Annotated in this window: 14 protein-coding genes; 7 read left to right on the top strand and 7 right to left on the bottom strand. The window is 61.2% G+C overall.

Annotated elements, in window-relative coordinates; all coding sequences use genetic code 11:
- Positions 1–54 precede the first annotated feature (54 nt).
- Both purL and GIR22_RS11880 read left to right on the top strand, forming a co-directional pair.
- Positions 55–3,951: a phosphoribosylformylglycinamidine synthase gene (gene purL, locus GIR22_RS11885; protein WP_154743515.1), complete on the top strand. Its 3,897-nt coding sequence runs from the start codon at positions 55–57 to the stop codon at positions 3,949–3,951.
- Positions 3,952–3,958: 7 nt separating this feature from the next.
- Positions 3,959–4,270 carry a YqfO family protein gene (locus GIR22_RS11880; protein WP_178122215.1) on the top strand — a complete coding sequence of 104 codons (312 nt, stop codon included), beginning with the start codon at positions 3,959–3,961 and terminating at the stop codon, positions 4,268–4,270.
- A gap of 536 nt (positions 4,271–4,806) precedes the next feature.
- Here the strand turns inward: GIR22_RS11880 and nagE are convergent.
- From nagE to GIR22_RS11845, 7 genes are all read right to left on the bottom strand, one after another.
- Positions 4,807–6,504 (bottom strand): N-acetylglucosamine-specific PTS transporter subunit IIBC, encoded by a 1,698-nt coding sequence (gene nagE / locus GIR22_RS11875; RefSeq protein ID WP_154743514.1) that lies wholly within the window; start codon positions 6,502–6,504, stop codon positions 4,807–4,809.
- Positions 6,505–6,530: 26 nt separating this feature from the next.
- On the bottom strand, positions 6,531–9,044 hold the full coding sequence (ptsP, locus tag GIR22_RS11870) for a phosphoenolpyruvate--protein phosphotransferase (protein WP_154743513.1): 2,514 nt from the start codon (positions 9,042–9,044) through the stop codon (positions 6,531–6,533).
- Between the two features lie 36 nt (positions 9,045–9,080).
- Complete coding sequence (locus GIR22_RS11865) at positions 9,081–10,091, bottom strand: SIS domain-containing protein (protein WP_377664837.1); 1,011 nt, start codon at positions 10,089–10,091, stop codon at positions 9,081–9,083.
- A complete protein-coding gene (gene nagA / locus GIR22_RS11860; RefSeq protein WP_154743511.1) occupies positions 10,084–11,190 on the bottom strand; it encodes an N-acetylglucosamine-6-phosphate deacetylase in 1,107 nt (368 codons plus the stop codon). The genes GIR22_RS11865 and nagA overlap by 8 nt, the downstream gene beginning before the upstream one ends.
- A 54-nt stretch (positions 11,191–11,244) precedes the next feature.
- Positions 11,245–11,976: a GntR family transcriptional regulator gene (locus GIR22_RS11855; protein ID WP_154743510.1), complete on the bottom strand. Its 732-nt coding sequence runs from the start codon at positions 11,974–11,976 to the stop codon at positions 11,245–11,247.
- A gap of 271 nt (positions 11,977–12,247) precedes the next feature.
- The gene (locus GIR22_RS11850) at positions 12,248–12,751 is read right to left on the bottom strand and encodes a L,D-transpeptidase family protein (RefSeq protein ID WP_154743509.1); all 504 of its coding nucleotides are present in this window, start codon (positions 12,749–12,751) and stop codon (positions 12,248–12,250) included.
- 40 nt (positions 12,752–12,791) lie between these two features.
- Positions 12,792–13,340 (bottom strand): NUDIX hydrolase, encoded by a 549-nt coding sequence (locus tag GIR22_RS11845; protein WP_154743508.1) that lies wholly within the window; start codon positions 13,338–13,340, stop codon positions 12,792–12,794.
- A 145-nt stretch (positions 13,341–13,485) separates the two neighbouring features.
- On the opposite strand from GIR22_RS11845, the gene GIR22_RS11840 reads away from it, so the two are divergent.
- From GIR22_RS11840 to purT, 5 genes are all read left to right on the top strand, one after another.
- Positions 13,486–14,088 carry a CoA pyrophosphatase gene (locus tag GIR22_RS11840; RefSeq protein ID WP_154743507.1) on the top strand — a complete coding sequence of 201 codons (603 nt, stop codon included), beginning with the start codon at positions 13,486–13,488 and terminating at the stop codon, positions 14,086–14,088.
- 37 nt (positions 14,089–14,125) lie between these two features.
- Positions 14,126–14,650: a gamma carbonic anhydrase family protein gene (locus GIR22_RS11835; protein ID WP_154743506.1), complete on the top strand. Its 525-nt coding sequence runs from the start codon at positions 14,126–14,128 to the stop codon at positions 14,648–14,650.
- Entirely contained in the window at positions 14,647–14,853 is a 207-nt protein-coding gene (locus GIR22_RS11830) for a DUF1289 domain-containing protein (protein WP_154743505.1), read from the top strand. Before GIR22_RS11835 ends, GIR22_RS11830 begins: the two co-directional genes overlap by 4 nt.
- A 146-nt stretch (positions 14,854–14,999) precedes the next feature.
- Positions 15,000–15,467 (top strand): VUT family protein, encoded by a 468-nt coding sequence (locus tag GIR22_RS11825; RefSeq protein WP_154743504.1) that lies wholly within the window; start codon positions 15,000–15,002, stop codon positions 15,465–15,467.
- A gap of 69 nt (positions 15,468–15,536) precedes the next feature.
- Positions 15,537–16,718: a formate-dependent phosphoribosylglycinamide formyltransferase gene (gene purT / locus GIR22_RS11820; protein ID WP_154743503.1), complete on the top strand. Its 1,182-nt coding sequence runs from the start codon at positions 15,537–15,539 to the stop codon at positions 16,716–16,718.
- Positions 16,719–16,725 lie beyond the last annotated feature (7 nt).

The raw sequence follows: 16,725 nt of genomic DNA, 5'->3' as shown, positions 1-16,725 counted from the left end.
TTACGCTAGAATGCACGGCCTCAAAGCACACCCCTTCCCGAGGCTGTCCCGAAGATGTTGATCCTGCGCGGCGCTCCTGCCCTTTCTGCCTTTCGCCACAGCAAACTCCTTGAGCAACTGAGCCAGAAAGTCCCGGCTGTCAGTGGCTTATATGCCGAATTTGCTCACTTCGCCGACGTTAACGGCGTTTTGTCCGCCGACGAACAGCAAGTGCTGGCGCGCCTTCTGAAGTACGGTCCCAGCGTTCCAGTCCAAGAGCCTGCCGGCCGCTTGTTCCTGGTCCTGCCACGGTTCGGCACCATCTCGCCCTGGTCGAGCAAGGCCAGCGATATCGCCCGTAACTGCGGCCTGGAAAAAATCCAGCGCCTGGAACGCGGAATTGCCTTCTACGTTGCGGGCCAGTTCAGCGAGGCCGAGGCCGAGCTGATTGCCAGCAGCCTGCATGACCGCATGACCCAGATCATCGTCAGCCAGTTGGAGCAGGCCGCCGGTCTGTTCAGCCACGCCGAGCCCAAGCCGTTGACGGCCATTGACGTGCTCGGTGGCGGTCGCGCCGCCCTGGAGACAGCCAATACCGAACTGGGCCTGGCCCTGGCCGAAGATGAGATTGACTACCTGGTCAACGCTTTCATCGGTCTTGCGCGTAACCCCCACGACATCGAACTGATGATGTTCGCCCAGGCCAACTCCGAGCACTGCCGTCACAAGATCTTCAACGCCAGTTGGGACATCGATGGCCAGAGCCAGGAAAAAAGCCTGTTCGGCATGATCAAGAACACCTACGTGATGCACAGCGAAGGCGTTCTGTCGGCTTACAAGGACAACGCCTCGGTAATCGTCGGCAGCGTTGCCGGCCGTTTCTTCCCGGACCCAGAAACCCGCCAGTACGGCGCGGTGCAGGAGCCGGTGCACATCCTGATGAAAGTCGAGACGCACAACCACCCGACCGCGATTGCCCCATTCCCGGGCGCAGCCACCGGTTCCGGCGGTGAGATCCGCGACGAAGGTGCCACCGGTCGCGGCGCCAAGCCGAAAGCCGGCCTGACCGGTTTTACCGTGTCCAACCTGCAGATCCCGGGTTTCGAACAGCCGTGGGAAGTGCCGTACGGCAAGCCTGAGCGCATCGTCACTGCGCTGGACATCATGATCGAAGGCCCGCTGGGCGGCGCCGCGTTCAACAACGAGTTCGGCCGTCCGGCCCTGACCGGCTATTTCCGTACTTTCGAACAGTCCATCACCACCCCGCGCGGTGATGAAGTGCGTGGTTACCACAAGCCGATCATGCTGGCCGGTGGCATGGGCAACATCCGCGCCGAACACGTGCAGAAAGGCGAAATCCTCGTTGGTTCCAAGCTGATCGTCCTCGGCGGCCCGGCCATGCTGATTGGCCTGGGTGGCGGCGCCGCTTCCTCCATGGCCACCGGCACCAGCTCGGCAGACCTGGACTTTGCTTCCGTACAGCGCGAAAACCCTGAGATGGAACGCCGCTGCCAGGAAGTGATCGACCGTTGCTGGCAGTTGGGTGACAAAAACCCAATCAGCTTCATCCACGACGTCGGCGCCGGCGGTTTGTCCAATGCCTTCCCGGAACTGGTCAACGATGGCGACCGTGGCGGCCGCTTCGAACTGCGCAACATTCCAAACGACGAGCCGGGCATGGCCCCGCACGAAATCTGGAGCAACGAATCCCAGGAACGCTACGTGATGGCGGTCGGTCCTGCGGACTTCGAACGCTTCCAGGCGATCTGCGAGCGCGAGCGCTGCCCGTTTGCCGTTGTCGGCGAAGCCACAGCCGAACCGCAGCTCACTGTTACGGATAGCCACTTCGGCAACAGCCCGGTGGACATGCCGCTGGAAGTGCTGCTGGGCAAGGCCCCGCGCATGCACCGTTCGGCGGTCCGTGAAAACGAACTGGGCGACGATTTCGACCCCTCTACCCTGGCCATTGCCGATAGTGTGGAGCGCGTCCTGCACCACCCGGCCGTTGCCAGCAAAAGCTTTTTGATCACCATCGGCGACCGCACCATCACTGGCCTGGTTGCCCGTGACCAGATGGTTGGCCCGTGGCAGGTTCCGGTGGCTGACGTTGCCGTTACCGCCACCAGCTTCGACGTCTATACCGGTGAAGCCATGGCCATGGGCGAGCGTACGCCGCTGGCCCTGCTGGACGCCCCGGCGTCGGGCCGCATGGCTATTGGTGAAACCCTGACCAACATCGCGGCTTCGCGGATCGGCAAGATCTCCGACATCAAGCTGTCGGCCAACTGGATGTCCGCTGCCGGTCACCCGGGCGAAGATGCGCGCCTGTACGACACCGTAAAAGCGGTCGGCATGGAGCTGTGCCCTGAGTTGGGTATCACCATTCCGGTGGGCAAGGACTCCATGTCCATGGCCACCCGCTGGAACGATGAAGGCGTGGACAAGAGCGTCACTTCGCCGCTGTCGCTGATCGTCACCGGTTTCGCACCGGTCACCGACATCCGCCAGACCCTGACTCCACAACTGCGCATGGACAAGGGCACCACCGACCTGATCCTGATCGACCTCGGTCGTGGCCAGAACCGCATGGGTGCATCGATTCTCGCCCAGGTGCATGGCAAGCTCGGCAAGCAGGCACCGGACGTCGATGACGCCGAAGACCTCAAGGCGTTCTTCGCCGTGATCCAAGGCCTTAACGCCGACGGTCACCTGCTGGCTTACCACGACCGTTCCGACGGTGGTCTGCTGACCAGCGTGGTCGAGATGGCCTTCGCCGGTCACTGTGGCCTGAACCTGAACCTCGACGGTTTGGCGGAAACATCTGCGGATATCGCCGCCATTCTGTTCAACGAAGAGTTGGGTGCAGTGATCCAGGTTCGCCAGGACGCAACCCCGGACGTGCTGGCACAGTTCAGCGCCGCGGGCCTGGGCGACTGCGTAGCGGTGGTCGGCCAGCCGATCAACAACGGCCAGATCAACATCGTCTTCAACGGCGAAACCGTGTTTGAAGGTCAACGCCGTCTGCTGCAGCGCCAGTGGGCTGAAACCAGCTACCAGATCCAGCGCCTGCGGGACAACGTCGACTGCGCCGAGCAGGAGTTCGACGTAATCCTGGAAGAAGACAATCCGGGCCTGAGCACCAAGCTCAGCTTTGACGTCAACCAGGACATTACTGCGCCCTACATCAAGAAAGGTATCCGCCCACAGGTTGCCGTACTGCGTGAGCAGGGCGTCAACGGCCAGGTGGAAATGGCGGCCGCCTTTGACCGCGCCGGCTTCAATGCGATCGACGTGCACATGAGCGACATCCTCGCCGGTCGCGTCGACCTCAACGAGTTCAAGGGCCTGGTAGCTTGCGGCGGCTTCTCCTATGGTGACGTGCTGGGTGCCGGTGAAGGCTGGGCCAAGTCGGCCCTGTTCAACAGCCGTGCCCGTGACGCATTCCAGGGCTTCTTCGAGCGCAACGACAGCTTCACCCTCGGTGTGTGCAACGGTTGCCAGATGATGTCCAACCTCAGCGAACTGATCCCGGGCAGCGAGTTCTGGCCGCACTTTGTGCGCAACCGTTCCGAGCAGTTCGAAGCCCGCGTTGCGATGGTTCAAGTGCAGGAATCCAACTCGATCTTCCTGCAAGGCATGGCGGGTTCGCGCATGCCGATCGCCATCGCCCACGGTGAAGGCCATGCCGAGTTCGCCAACGAAGAAGCGCTGTTGGAAGCCGACCTGTCCGGCACCGTGGCCCTGCGTTTCGTCGACAACCACGGCAAGGTTACCGAGAGCTACCCGGCCAACCCGAACGGTTCGCCGCGGGGGATCACGGGGCTGACCAGCCGTGACGGTCGCGTCACCATCATGATGCCGCACCCTGAGCGGGTATTCCGTGCCGTGCAGAACTCCTGGCGCCCGGAAGAGTGGAACGAAGATGGCGCGTGGATGCGCATGTTCCGTAATGCTCGCGTTTGGGTGAACTAAGGCGGTGGTGTACAAGCTTGCCTTCTTTGTGCCCGACAGCCATGTAGAGACAGTGAAAGCCGCTGTCTTCGAAGCCGGCGGCGGGCGCATCGGCGACTACGACAGCTGCGCCTGGCAAGTGCTGGGCCAGGGCCAATTCCGCGCGTTGGACGGCAGCCAGCCGTTTATCGGGCAGGTGGGCCAAGTTGAAGTGGTTGAAGAGTGGAAGGTTGAGTTGGTGGTGGCGGATGAGTTGATCGTCGCCGTAGTGGCTGCGTTGAAGCTGAGCCACCCCTACGAGACACCGGCTTATGAGGTGTGGCAGTTGGCGGATATTTGATTCGGCAACTGTGAAAGCAAGAAACCCGCTGGGCCTGGATGGTCAGCGGGTTTTTTGTTGTCTGCGATATCTTCAGTTCTCGGAGATTTCCGACAAATCTTTCAGGTTGTCCCTCGGAACTCGTGCCACTAACCTTCGCCAGTCGTTGCCAATTCAGCGACCGGGACTGCAAGCCCGCCGAAACCTCACCAGTGATAGATAAGCGCCTTTATCATGGCAGTGCTTTTTCATGGTCGCCATTTATGGTGGTTGTGTGCGGGAGACCTTCGGGTCTACCGAGGTTTTCTGGTGACTCGGTCTTGCAGGCCCGCGCACAGCTGCCACCCATCATCTGCAAGTGATGCTGGTCACCGTATTACCCAATTTTAACAGCGAAACCTTGCTCGGGTATTGGATCTTCACGAGGTGCCAGCGGCCACCACGTGAAGATCGTTCCCACGCTCCGTGTGGGAATGCATCCCGTGACGCTCCGCGTCGCCATCGCGCAGGGCTTGAGTCATGCGCAGCGGCGGGACGCAGAGCGTGGGAACGATCAGTCAGGCGTTGATCGGGCGGGTAATCAACCGCTCCAATGCCTCACCCAATCCCGCGGCCTTGTCACCAATCAGCAAGTGCCAAGCGCCACTGTCGAGCTGGCTGACACCCTGGCAACCGAGCGCCGTCAGTCGCGCCTCGGACAGCACTGAACCATCCCCCAGTTCCACCCGCAATCGGGTCATCGCCAGCGCTTCCAACTGGCGCACATTACCTCGGCCGCCCAAGGCATCCAGCCATTTTTGCGCGTCCTGTTCATTGACCAAAACCGGCTTATCCACAGGCGCAACTGTCGCCGCAGCCGCCGCAACAAACGACGGCATTGCCAAGCGAATCTCGTCGGCAATACTGTCCGCCAGCGGTCCAACCACCACCTGCAGGCTCCCGCCATTGCCCGGCCGAACCACTGCCATGGCGCCCAGCGCTTTCAGCTCGGCATCCACCGCTTTGTTGCGATCCACCATGTCCAGCCGCAGACGTGTGGTGCAGGCGCCGACACTCAGTAGATTGTCCGCACCGCCCAGCGCACGAATATAGGCAGAGGCGCGTTGGTTGTCGGTCATGACTTCAGTTTGTACCACCTGGATGTCTTCGCGCCCCGGCGTCTTCAAGTTGAACCGGCGGATACAGAAATCAAACACGGTGTAGTAGACCACCGCGTAAGCCAAGCCTACCGGTACCACCAGCCAACCATTGGTAGACTTGCCCCAGCCGAGGATCATGTCGATGAAACCACCGGAGAAGGTAAAGCCCAAGTGGATGTTCAGCAGGTTGGTAATGGCCATCGACAAGCCGGTCAGCAATGCATGCAGCAAGTACAGGAGCGGCGCGAGGAACATGAAGGCGAATTCGATAGGCTCGGTCACCCCCGTAAGGAATGAGGTCAGGGCCATCGACAGGAAAATCCCGCCCATGATCTTGCGCCGCTCCGGCAGGGCGTTACGGTACATCGCCAGGCAAGCTGCGGGCAGGCCGAACAGCATCACCGGGAACATTCCGGTCATGAACTGGCCACCTTTCGGGTCGCCAGCAAAGTAACGGGTCAGGTCGCCTGTCACCACTGCCCCGGTCACCGGGTCGGTGAAGCTGCCGAACACAAACCACGCCATGTTATTGAGGATATGGTGCAGGCCTGTGACGATCAGCAGGCGGTTGAACACGCCAAACACGAACGCGCCCAAGCTGCCGCTTTCCATCAGCAATGCGCCAAAGCTGTTGATGCCGTGTTGGATCGGTGGCCAGATCAAGCCAAAGATCACCCCCAGGCCGACTGCGGTAAACCCGGTGACAATCGGTACAAATCGCCGCCCACCAAAGAATGCCAGATACTCCGGCAGCTTGATGTCCTTGAAGCGGTTATACAGCGCGCCAGCCATCAGGCCGCTGACGATACCGGCGAGCATGCCCATGTTGATGCTGGCGTCCATCACCTTGAGGGTGGAGACCATCACCAGGTAACCGATGGCGCCCGCTAACCCTGCGGTGCCGTTATTGTCCCGGGCGAAACCGACCGCGATACCGATGGCGAAGATCAGCGCCAGGTTGGCGAAGATCGCCTGGCCTGCGTCGTGCATCACCGCGATGTTCAGCAGGTCGGTGTCGCCCAGGCGCAACAGCAGGCCGGCAATCGGCAGGATGGCGATGGGCAGCATCAGTGCGCGACCCAGGCGTTGTAGCCCTTCGATAAAGTATTGGTACATGGCGGATCTCCTTTTTCTTGTTGTTGTCAGCTCAGCGGCCAGTGGTGTTGACAGGCTTGGCGAACGGCCTTGGCGCTGCTCAGGTTGAGCAGGCCTTGACTCAGTTGCCGGCATTGCGCCGCGTCCAGGTGGCGGACGCGGTCCTTGATTTCGGCAATTTGCGGCGGGCTGACAGACAGCTCGCTGACCCCCAGGCCAACCAGCACCGGCGTGGCCAACGGGTCAGACGCCAGGGCGCCGCACACACCGACCCAACGCCCATGCCTGGCCGCGCCGATACAGGTCTGGGCGATCAGCCGCAACAGTGCCGGGTGCAACGCATCGACCCGTGCGGCAAGGCCCGCGTGGTCACGGTCCATGGCCAGGGTGTACTGGGACAGGTCGTTGGTGCCGATGGACAAGAAGTCGGCATGTTCGGCCAGTTGTTCGGCCATCAGCGCGGCAGCCGGCACTTCGATCATCACTCCCAGTTCCGGGCGTTGGGTCACTCCCAGTTCGGCGCACAGTTCATTTAGGCGCTGGCGGATATGCAGTAACTCGTCGACTTCGCTGACCATCGGCAGCAGGATTCGGCAGCGTTGCAGCGGGCTGACCTGGAGCAGGGCGCGCAGTTGCTGGTCGAGCAACTGCGGGCGCACCTGGGCCATGCGAATGCCGCGCAGGCCGAGCACCGGGTTGGTCTCAAAGGGCAGCGGCAGGTAGTCGAGTTGTTTGTCACCGCCGACATCGATGGTGCGGATGATCACGGACTTGTCGCCCATGGCATCCATCACTGCCTGGTAGGCCTGGCGCTGTTCCTGCTCGTCGGGAGCGGTGCGGCGGTCGACGAACAGGAACTCGGTGCGCAGCAGGCCGACACCGTCGGCGCCGTTTTCATGAGCCACCTGGGCTTCGGTGCTGGAGGCCACATTGGCGGCCACTTCAATGGTCACGCCGTCGAGGGTGTTGGCCGGCGCTTGAGCCTCGGCTTGTTGCTGCTGGCACCGTAGTTTCTGCGCGTCGCGGATCTGGTGCACCTGGACGTGGCGGGCTTCGTCCGGTGTCAGTTCCAGGCGGCCATTGCAGGCGTCCAGCACGACGCGCTGGCCTTGCGGTACATCAAGTACTTGCGCGCCCAGTGCGACCACACAGGGCAAGCCTTTGCCCCGGGCCAGAATCGCTACGTGGGAGGTTGCGCCACCTTCAGCCATGCAGATGCCGGCGGCGTTTTGCTCGCTCAGTTGCAGCAGGTCCGAGGGGGTCAATTCATGGGCGACGACAATGGCGCCAGCGGGCAAGTCGAAATGCCAAGCCTCGCCCAGCAACGCCCGCAGCACTCGTTGCTGCAAGTCCCGCAGGTCGTTGGCACGTTCGGCGAACAAGGGTTTGCCCAAGGCCAGTAATACTGCGCACTGGGCCTGGATCGCATCGCGCCAGGCATGGGCGGCGGCGCTGCCCTGCTTGATGGTGTTGGTGGCGGCTTCCAACAGGGCTGGGTCTTCCAGCAGCGCCAGGTGGGCGGCGAAGATGTCTTCTTCCTCCACGGCCTTACGCTGACGGGCGTGATTCAGGGTGTTGTGGATTTCACTGCGGATCTGTTCCAGGGCGCTCTCGAGGTGCTGCAATTGCTCATGGGCCGAGTGGTTGCCCGGGTCTTGCGGCAACTCGACCCCATTCAGCCGAAACAGCGGACCACAGACGAGTCCGGGCGCGGCACACACGCCTTGCAATACTCCGGCTTCGGTATTGGCCAGGCGCGGGATGACAGCCTCAGGGGTGTGAGGCGCTTCGCTGACCGCTACCGACAAAGCGGCGATCAGCGCCTGCACCGCCGCTTCGCAATCCAGGCCTCGGCATGTGACCTGCACTTCATCCCGTTCACCGATGCCCAGGCCCATCAAGCCAATCAAACTGTCGCACGACGCCGATTTGCCGGCGAAATGCAGCTGTGCCTGGCTGCTGAAGCCCTGGGCTGTCTTGCGGATCAGCGCGGCAGGGCGCGCATGCAGTCCGCCTCGGTGGGTGACACGGATGCTGGCGCTGGCTTCGGCGAGGGTCTCCTCGCTCGCCAAAACCTGTGCCGTGGATGCCTGGCGCGAAACCACCCGCAACAGTGCTTCGCCGACCTTGACCGTGTTCAAGGCGACGGGCCGTAACTCAAACTGTTCGCCATTGGTGAGGATGATCAGGCTGACCAGGCTTTTACACTGACGGGCGATACGGTCCAGGTCGAAGCGCACCAACGCCTGGCCATTACTGACCCGCGCGCCTTCCTTCACTAGCATGGTAAAACCTTCGCCTTTCAGTTCGACGGTGTCGATGCCCACGTGCAGCAGCACTTCGGCACCGTTGTCGGCCCGAATTGTCAGGGCGTGGCCGGTACGGGCGACATGAGCCACCACGCCGTCGCACGGCGCATGCAGGCAATCGTTGAGCGGGTCGATGGCAATGCCATCGCCCATGGCGCCACTGGCGAACACTTCGTCGGGAACGTTGCCCAGGGTCAGTACCGGCCCGCTAAGGGGGGCGCTGAGGGTGAGGTCATTATTGTTGTAGGACATGGGCACGGTACTCATCAGGAAAACGCAGAAATCAACTCAGTGGGTACGGGTGACTTTGCTCAGGTGTCGGGGTTGGTCCGGGTCCATGCCCCGGGCCTCGGCCAGGCCAGCGGCCATCACGTAGAAGCTCTGGATAGCCAGGATTGGATCAAGGGCCGGATGTTCGGCGCGGCTCAGGGTCAGGTCGCGTTCGGCGATATCGTCCGGTGCCGCAAGTAGCACGCGAGCGCCGCGTTGGCGCATTTCCAACGCCAGGCTCAATAGCCCGGCCTGTTCGGCACCTCGGGGAGCGAACACCAGAAGTGGGTAGTTCTCGTCAATCAAGGCCATCGGCCCATGGCGTACTTCGGCGCTGCTGAAGGCTTCGGCCTGGATCGCCGAAGTTTCCTTGAGTTTGAGCGCAGCTTCCTGGGCAATCGCAAAGCCGGCGCCACGACCAATGACCATCAGGCGCTGGCAGTCCCGCAGGGCGTCGATAGCCATGTGCCAATCTTGTTTGGCGGCCTCGCGTAAACCATCGGGTAGGGCTTGGCAGGCTTGCAGCAGCTCATCTTCCTGATTCCAGTGCCCGATCAGTTGGGCGCTGGCGCTCAGGGTAGCGATAAAACTCTTGGTGGCCGCGACGCTTTTTTCTGGCCCGGCGCACAGCGGCATATGGAACTCGCACGCGGCTTGCAGCGGCGAATCCTCGGCGTTGACCATGGAAATGCTCAAGGCTCCACGCTTGCGCAACAGGCGCAGGCTGTTGACCAGGTCCGGGCTTTGCCCCGACTGGGAAAAACCGAAGGCCACCTGGCCGCTGACCTTGAGCGGCGATTGCAGCATGGTCACCACCGACATCGGCAACGACGCCACCGGAATGCCCAAGTGCTGCATGGTCAGGTAGGCAAAGTAACTGGCCGCGTGGTCCGAACTGCCGCGGGCGATGGTCATTGCCACCTGCGGCGGCTGGCGGCGCAGGCGGCCGGCGACCTCCTCCAGCAGCGGGGACAGGTGTTGCAATTGGGCCTCGACGGCTTCACAGGAGGACAGGGCCTCTTCAAGCATTTTTGAAGTCAATGGTTTCTCCTTCGACCATTACGTCGGTGAGGTTCAGGGAGCGGTCCAGGCGCACGCAGTCGGCAAAACTGCCGGGTTGCAGGCGGCCGCGCTCTGTCAGGCCCAGATAGTCGGCGGGAAATTGCGACAGTCGTTGTGAGGCTTCGCTGATGGGCAGGCCGATCTTCACCAGATTGCGCAGGGCCTGATCCATGGTCAGGGTGCTGCCGGCCAGGGTGCCGTCGGCCAGGCGCACGCCGCCCAGGCACTTGGTCACGGTGTGGCTGCCCAACTTGTACTCACCGTCGGGCATGCCGGCGGCGGCGGTGGAATCGGTGACGCAGTACAGGCACGGAATCGAGCGCAGGGCCACGCGCATGGCACCTGGGTGAACGTGCAACAAATCCGGGATCAGCTCGGCGTACTGCGCGTGGGCTAGCGCCGCGCCGACGATGCCCGGCTCGCGGTGATGCAGCGGGCTCATGGCGTTGTACAAGTGGGTGAAGCTGGTGGCGCCGGCTGCAAGAGCGGCAACGCCTTCTTCGTAGCTGCCCAGGGTGTGGCCGATCTGCATACGTACGCCCCGTTCGCTGAGGGCGCGGATCAACGCGTCATGGCCGGCGATTTCCGGGGCGATGGTGATCACCCTGATCGGTGCCAGGCGCAGGTATTCTTCAACTTCGGCCATCAACGCGGTGTGGGCGAAATTCGGCTGTGCGCCAAGTTTACCTGGGTTGATGTAGGGGCCCTCCAGGTGCACACCTAGTACACGGGCGCTGCCTGTCGGGCGGTTTTCGCAGAAGCGGCCGAGGGCGTCCAGTACGCTGGAAATTTCGTCTGCCGGCGCGGTCATGGTGGTGGCTAGCAGCGAGGTGGTACCAAACCGCACGTGAGTGCGGGTGATGGTTTCGAAGGCTTGTGCGCCCTCCATGATGTCTTTGCCGCCACCGCCGTGAACGTGCAGGTCGATAAAACCCGGTAGCAGGTAGGGCAGTTCATTGTCGGACGGCTCGCAAGGGCTGCCTTCAATGGCAGTGACCTTGCCGTGCAGGTGCACCAGGCGGCCGCGAATCCAGCCTTGAGGCGTGAGGATGTTGTCTTCGGACATGGGCAGTTCTCTAAGTCTCGCAATGGGGCGGCAAAGTCATGACAGCGCGGTTTTCTAACGTCGAAGCTCTGCGACGAAGTCGTAGTAGTCGTTGCGGCAGTAGGTGTCGGTGATTTCTATGGGCATGTTGTCGGCGGTATAACCCACCCGGGTCATCAACAGCATGGCGGTGCCTGGCGCGATACCGACGAGCGCTGCGAATTCATCCGAAGCGTTGATCGCCTGGATGTGCTGCAAGGCGCGTACGATGGGTTTGCCGACGCCTTCCAGATATTCGTAGAGCGAACTGCCGATGGCTTGCGGGTGTGGGAGGACCGAGGCTGGCATGGCGGTCATTTCGATGGCCATGACCGTGTCATCGGCCTTGCGCAGGCGTTTGAGCCGCGCCACTTTGTCGGTGGGCGACAGGCACAGGCGGATCAGTTCTTCATGGGTCGGCGCGGTGATGTCCCGTTCCAGCCATTGGGAACTGGGCACAAACCCCTTGAGCCGCAGCATCTCGCTGAAACCCGAGAGGCGCGACAGCGGTTGTTCCAGGCGCGGCGTTATAAACGTGCCGGAACCCTGGCTGCGACGGATCAGGCCTTGGCCGAACAACACTTCCAGCGCCTTGCGGGCGGTGACTCGCGAAATACTCAACTGCTCACTGAGGGTTCGTTCCGATGGCAGGGCCTGCTCGGACTTCCATTGGCCAGCATGAATCGCGGCTTCCAGGTTACGGGCCAGTTGCAGGTACAGCGGCGTGGATTGTTTGTCGTCGGGGCGCAAGGCCTGGATCGGGTTCATCTGTAGGGTTCCGATGCGGTTATTGGAGTGTTGTCGCCCGGTGGTGATCGAAAATTAATACCACTTAAATACCATGTCAATGCCACTCAAATTGATCAGGTGCGCATTTACTGATGGTTTTATGGGGGGCGGGCGAAAGTGGTATTAGAGAGGTATTTTTTACGACAGGGGCGCGCCGCCTTGGGCGGTGCATGCCAGGTGAACTGGTATTCACCGGCAGGCAATGCCGAAGGCTGGGATTTTTTTTAAGTTTTTTACCAACGGTAGAGGGTTACGGCCGAATCTCGATCATCGTGCCGTCCTTGACCAGGTTCCAGACTTCACGCATGTCGACATTGCGCATGCCAATGCAGCCGTCGGTCCAGTCCAGGGTGTGGAACCATGCCTCCGGGTAGTCCTCGGCGTCAGGGGTGCCGTGAATCATGATCATGCCGCCCGGCCTGACGCCTTCGCGGCGCGCGCGGGCTGCATCGCTGATATTGGGGTAGGAAATGTGCATGGACAGGTTGAAGCGGTCACTGGTCTTGCGCCAGTCGATCCAGTAGAGGCCTTCAGGGGTTTTGCGGTCGCCTTCCAGGAGCTTGGGTCCCTTGGGATTCTTGCCCAGGGAAATACGGTAGGTCTTGAGGGGCTTGCCGTCGTTGATCAGTTGCAACTGATGGGCGGACTTGAGGACCAGGATCTTTTCGACAGGTTTACCGCCCAGGGTTTCCAGGATGGAGGCTGGCGACAGTGTAGCGAACGACAGACAGATCAGAGCAAGCAACCAACGCATCAAACGATATCCCTTGAAAGACTACGTATTGCCTGGATTGTTAGGTTGCCAATGCAGTCAATGGTGGTACCGATTCGCTGCGCACCGGGTATGACTGCTGCCGACGATCAGCGAAAAAGCATTCTAAGGTACGCCCGACCGTGCGGAAAGCCAGCTCGGACCAAGGGATGTCGGCTTCATCAAACAACCGGACTTCCAGGCTCTCTATACCTGCGGAAAAATCCAGATCAATCAGCTCGGCGCGGTAGAAAATATGCACCTGGCTGATGTGCGGCACATTGATCAGGGTATAGATGCTCAGGTTGCGCACCCGGGCACAGGCTTCCTCCATGGTTTCACGCATGGCGGCCTGTTCCACGGTCTCGCCGTTTTCCATGAAACCTGCGGGCAGTGTCCAGAAACCCAGGCGTGGCTCGATGGCGCGGCGGCACAGCAGCACTTGGTTGCCCCAGACTGGCACGGTACCGGCGACGATATTGGGGTTCTGATAGTGAATGGTCTGACAGTGATCGCAGACAAAACGCAGGCGAGCGTCGCCTTCGGGAATACGCTGGGTGACCGATTTACCGCACTGGCTGCAGAAGTTCATGCTGGAGTTCCTGACGAGTGCGCCTATCTTGGCGTGGCAGGGTTAGCCCTGCAAGTTGTCGTTTAGTGCCACGTCCGGGTTTTGGGGTTGGGCGCCCGCCCGCTTTGGTGCATGATGCAAGGTAGCCAACAGATCGAGATGACTCATGCTGGACGAGCTACTTCGCCGGGTAAGCAATCACACACCACGCACGCTGGAAACTGACGCCCGTTTCCCTGAAGCCGCTGTTCTGGTACCGATTACCCGCAGTGACGAACCTGAGATGATCCTGACCCTGCGCGCCAGCGGCCTGTCGACCCATGGGGGCGAAGTGGCGTTTCCTGGCGGCCGGCGCGACCCGGGAGACCCAGACCTGGTGTTCACCGCCTTGCGTGAGGCCGAAGAGGAAATCGGCCTGCCGCCGGGGCTGGTGGAAGTGATCGGCCCCTTGAGTCCCTTGATCTCCCTGCATGGCATTCGGGTCACTCCTTATGTCGGCATTATTCCCGATTACGTTGAATACCTGGCCAATGACGCCGAAATCGCCGCCGTCTTCAGTGTGCCCCTGGATTTTTTTCGCCAGGATCCCCGCGAACACACCCACCGAATCGATTATCAGGGCCACAGTTGGTACGTGCCCAGCTATCGGTTTGGCGAGTACAAGATCTGGGGCCTGACGGCGATCATGATTGTCGAACTGATCAACCTGCTCTATGACGATGCCAATATCAGCCTGCATCGTCCGCCGAAAGGTTTTATCAACACTTGAGCCATCGTGTCGTATGGCAAGCCGTGAGGACCACACCATGAAATACCGCCTGGGCGACGCCCAAGTCGAGACCCATCCACAAAGCTGGGTGGCACCCAATGCCACGCTGGTGGGCAAGGTCAAACTGGAGGAGGGCGCCAGCGTCTGGTTCAATGCGGTATTGCGTGGCGATAACGAACTGATCCTGATTGGCAAGAACAGCAACGTGCAGGACGGCAGCGTGATGCACACCGACATGGGCTTCCCGCTGACCCTGGGCACCGGCGTAACCATCGGCCATAACGCCATGTTGCATGGCTGTACGGTTGATGACTACAGCCTGATCGGCATCAATGCGGTAGTCCTCAACGGCGCGAAGATCGGTAAGCATTGCATCATCGGCGCCAACTCGCTGATTGGCGAAGGCAAGGTAATACCCGATGGTTCGCTGGTGGTGGGGTCGCCGGGCAAGGTCGTGCGGGAACTGACCGAGGCCCAGAAGAACATGCTGGAGGCCAGTGCCGCGCACTATGTGCATAACTCACAGCGCTATGCGCGAGATCTGGTCGAGCAGGAAGAATGACTGTTGCGGAACGTCCAGTCGGCTCACCTTGCGTGAGTATTTGTGCGCTGGATGACGATGATATTTGTACTGGATGCCAGCGCACCGCCGCTGAAATCACCCGTTGGGGCCGCATGGACAATGCCGAGCGCCGGGCAGTGCTGGGCTTGTGCCATGAGCGGGCGGTGGCGAGTGGGATGATATGGATGACGCCTGCAAAATGATCGTTACCCCTGTAGGCGCGAGCTTGTCTGCGGGCGGCGTTCCGGCGAAAAACGCAAGAACACCGCGTATAGTCTGGAACCCCGCATAATCGTTGATGTTTTTCGCGAGCAAGCTCGCTCCTACAGGTACAGGTTTCTTCGTTCTTATGCTCTTCCTGATTGCCTATATCAGCAGTGTCGTGCTGATCAACTTCGCCTTTTCCACGGCCCCGCACCTGGATGTCATCTGGTCTGCCTGGGGTGGATTGGTGTTCATATTGCGCGACATGGTGCAAATCCGCTTCGGTCACGGTGCGATCATCGCCATGCTGGCGGCGCTGGTACTGTCCTATGTGACCTCCGACCCATCCATCGCCCTGGCCAGCGCCACGGCTTTCGCGGTTTCCGAGTGCATCGACTGGTTGGTGTTCAGCATCACCAAGCGCCCGCTCCATGATCGGTTGTGGATCAGTTCGGCGCTGAGTATTCCTCTGGATACCTTCATCTTCTTCGGCCTGATCGGCGCGCTCACACCGGCAGTGGTGGGCACCGCGCTGGCCTCGAAATTTGCCGGAGTGACCGTGGTCTGGCTGGCCATGGCCTGGCGTTTACGCAAGCAGCGTGTCGCCAACTGAGGCCAATTCTTACAGTTCATGTAAAATGCCGGCCTTTCTCCCTACGACCCGCTCCCCTGAGGACCTGAGATGACCCGAATCGGAACTCCATTGTCGCCAACCGCGACCCGCGTTTTGCTGTGTGGCTGCGGTGAGCTGGGCAAGGAAGTGGTAATCGAACTGCAACGCCTGGGCGTTGAAGTGATTGCCGTGGATCGTTACGCCAACGCGCCGGCCATGCAGGTTGCCCATCGCAGCCACGTGATCAACATGCTCGACGGCGCGGCCCTGCGCGCGGTGATCGAGGCGGAGAAGCCGCACTACATTGTCCCGGAAATCGAAGCCATCGCCACTGCCACCCTGGTGGAGCTGGAGGCCGAAGGCTTCACCGTGATCCCTACCGCCCGCGCTGCGCAGTTGACCATGAACCGCGAAGGTATTCGCCGCCTGGCCGCTGAAGAGCTGGATTTGCCGACCTCGCCGTACCACTTCGCCGACACCTTCGAAGACTACCGCAAGGCTATCGACGATTTGGGTTTCCCCTGCGTGGTCAAGCCGGTGATGAGCTCCTCGGGCAAGGGCCAAAGCCTGCTGCGCAGTGCCGATGACGTGCACAAAGCCTGGGACTACGCTCAGGAAGGCGGTCGCGCTGGCAAGGGCAGGGTAATCATCGAAGGCTTTATCGACTTCGATTACGAGATCACCCTACTGACCGTGCGCCACGTCGGTGGCACCACCTTCTGTGCACCGGTTGGGCATCGTCAGGAGAAGGGCGACTATCAGGAGTCCTGGCAGCCTCAGGCCATGAGCCCGGTTGCCCTGGCCGAATCCGAGCGTGTTGCCAAGGCTGTGACTGAAGCGCTGGGCGGCCGTGGCATGTTTGGTGTCGAATTGTTCATCAAGGGTGATCAGGTGTGGTTCAGCGAGGTATCGCCACGGCCGCATGATACCGGCCTGGTGACCCTGATTTCCCAAGACTTGTCGCAGTTTGCCCTGCATGCGCGGGCAATTCTGGGCCTGCCGATCCCATTGATCCGTCAGTTCGGTCCATCGGCTTCGGCGGTGATCCTGGTGGAAGGGCAGTCGACCCAGGCCGCGTTCGCCAACCTGGGGGCTGCACTGAGTGAGCCGGATACCGCGTTGCGTCTATTTGGTAAGCCAGAAATCAATGGCCAGCGCCGCATGGGCGTGGCGTTGGCACGGGATGAGTCGATTGAAGCGGCGCGGGCCAAGGCGACCCGTGCTTCTCAGGCGGTTGTCGTAGAGCTCTAAACGCGCT

The sequence above is a fragment of the Pseudomonas karstica genome (assembly GCF_009707515.1).
GTDB classification, from domain to species: domain Bacteria; phylum Pseudomonadota; class Gammaproteobacteria; order Pseudomonadales; family Pseudomonadaceae; genus Aquipseudomonas; species Aquipseudomonas karstica.
The sequence above is the reverse complement of the archived record's forward strand: the minus strand, read 5'-3'. Positions and strand labels throughout refer to the sequence as shown.

Excerpts from the sequence above, each read along its gene's own strand:
- ptsP (WP_154743513.1), bottom strand. The coding sequence starts at position 9,044 with ATGTCCTACAACAATAATGACCTCACCCTCAGCGCCCCCCTTAGCGGG.
- nagE (WP_154743514.1), bottom strand. The coding sequence starts at position 6,504 with ATGTACCAATACTTTATCGAAGGGCTACAACGCCTGGGTCGCGCACTG.
- GIR22_RS11850 (WP_154743509.1), bottom strand. The coding sequence starts at position 12,751 with ATGCGTTGGTTGCTTGCTCTGATCTGTCTGTCGTTCGCTACACTGTCG.
- nagA (WP_154743511.1), bottom strand. The coding sequence starts at position 11,190 with ATGTCCGAAGACAACATCCTCACGCCTCAAGGCTGGATTCGCGGCCGC.
- GIR22_RS11825 (WP_154743504.1), top strand. The coding sequence starts at position 15,000 with ATGCTCTTCCTGATTGCCTATATCAGCAGTGTCGTGCTGATCAACTTC.
- purL (WP_154743515.1), top strand. The coding sequence starts at position 55 with ATGTTGATCCTGCGCGGCGCTCCTGCCCTTTCTGCCTTTCGCCACAGC.
- GIR22_RS11865 (WP_377664837.1), bottom strand. The coding sequence starts at position 10,091 with ATGCTTGAAGAGGCCCTGTCCTCCTGTGAAGCCGTCGAGGCCCAATTG.
- GIR22_RS11830 (WP_154743505.1), top strand. The coding sequence starts at position 14,647 with ATGACTGTTGCGGAACGTCCAGTCGGCTCACCTTGCGTGAGTATTTGT.
- GIR22_RS11855 (WP_154743510.1), bottom strand. The coding sequence starts at position 11,976 with ATGAACCCGATCCAGGCCTTGCGCCCCGACGACAAACAATCCACGCCG.
- GIR22_RS11845 (WP_154743508.1), bottom strand. The coding sequence starts at position 13,340 with ATGAACTTCTGCAGCCAGTGCGGTAAATCGGTCACCCAGCGTATTCCC.
- GIR22_RS11835 (WP_154743506.1), top strand. The coding sequence starts at position 14,126 with ATGAAATACCGCCTGGGCGACGCCCAAGTCGAGACCCATCCACAAAGC.
- GIR22_RS11840 (WP_154743507.1), top strand. The coding sequence starts at position 13,486 with ATGCTGGACGAGCTACTTCGCCGGGTAAGCAATCACACACCACGCACG.
- purT (WP_154743503.1), top strand. The coding sequence starts at position 15,537 with ATGACCCGAATCGGAACTCCATTGTCGCCAACCGCGACCCGCGTTTTG.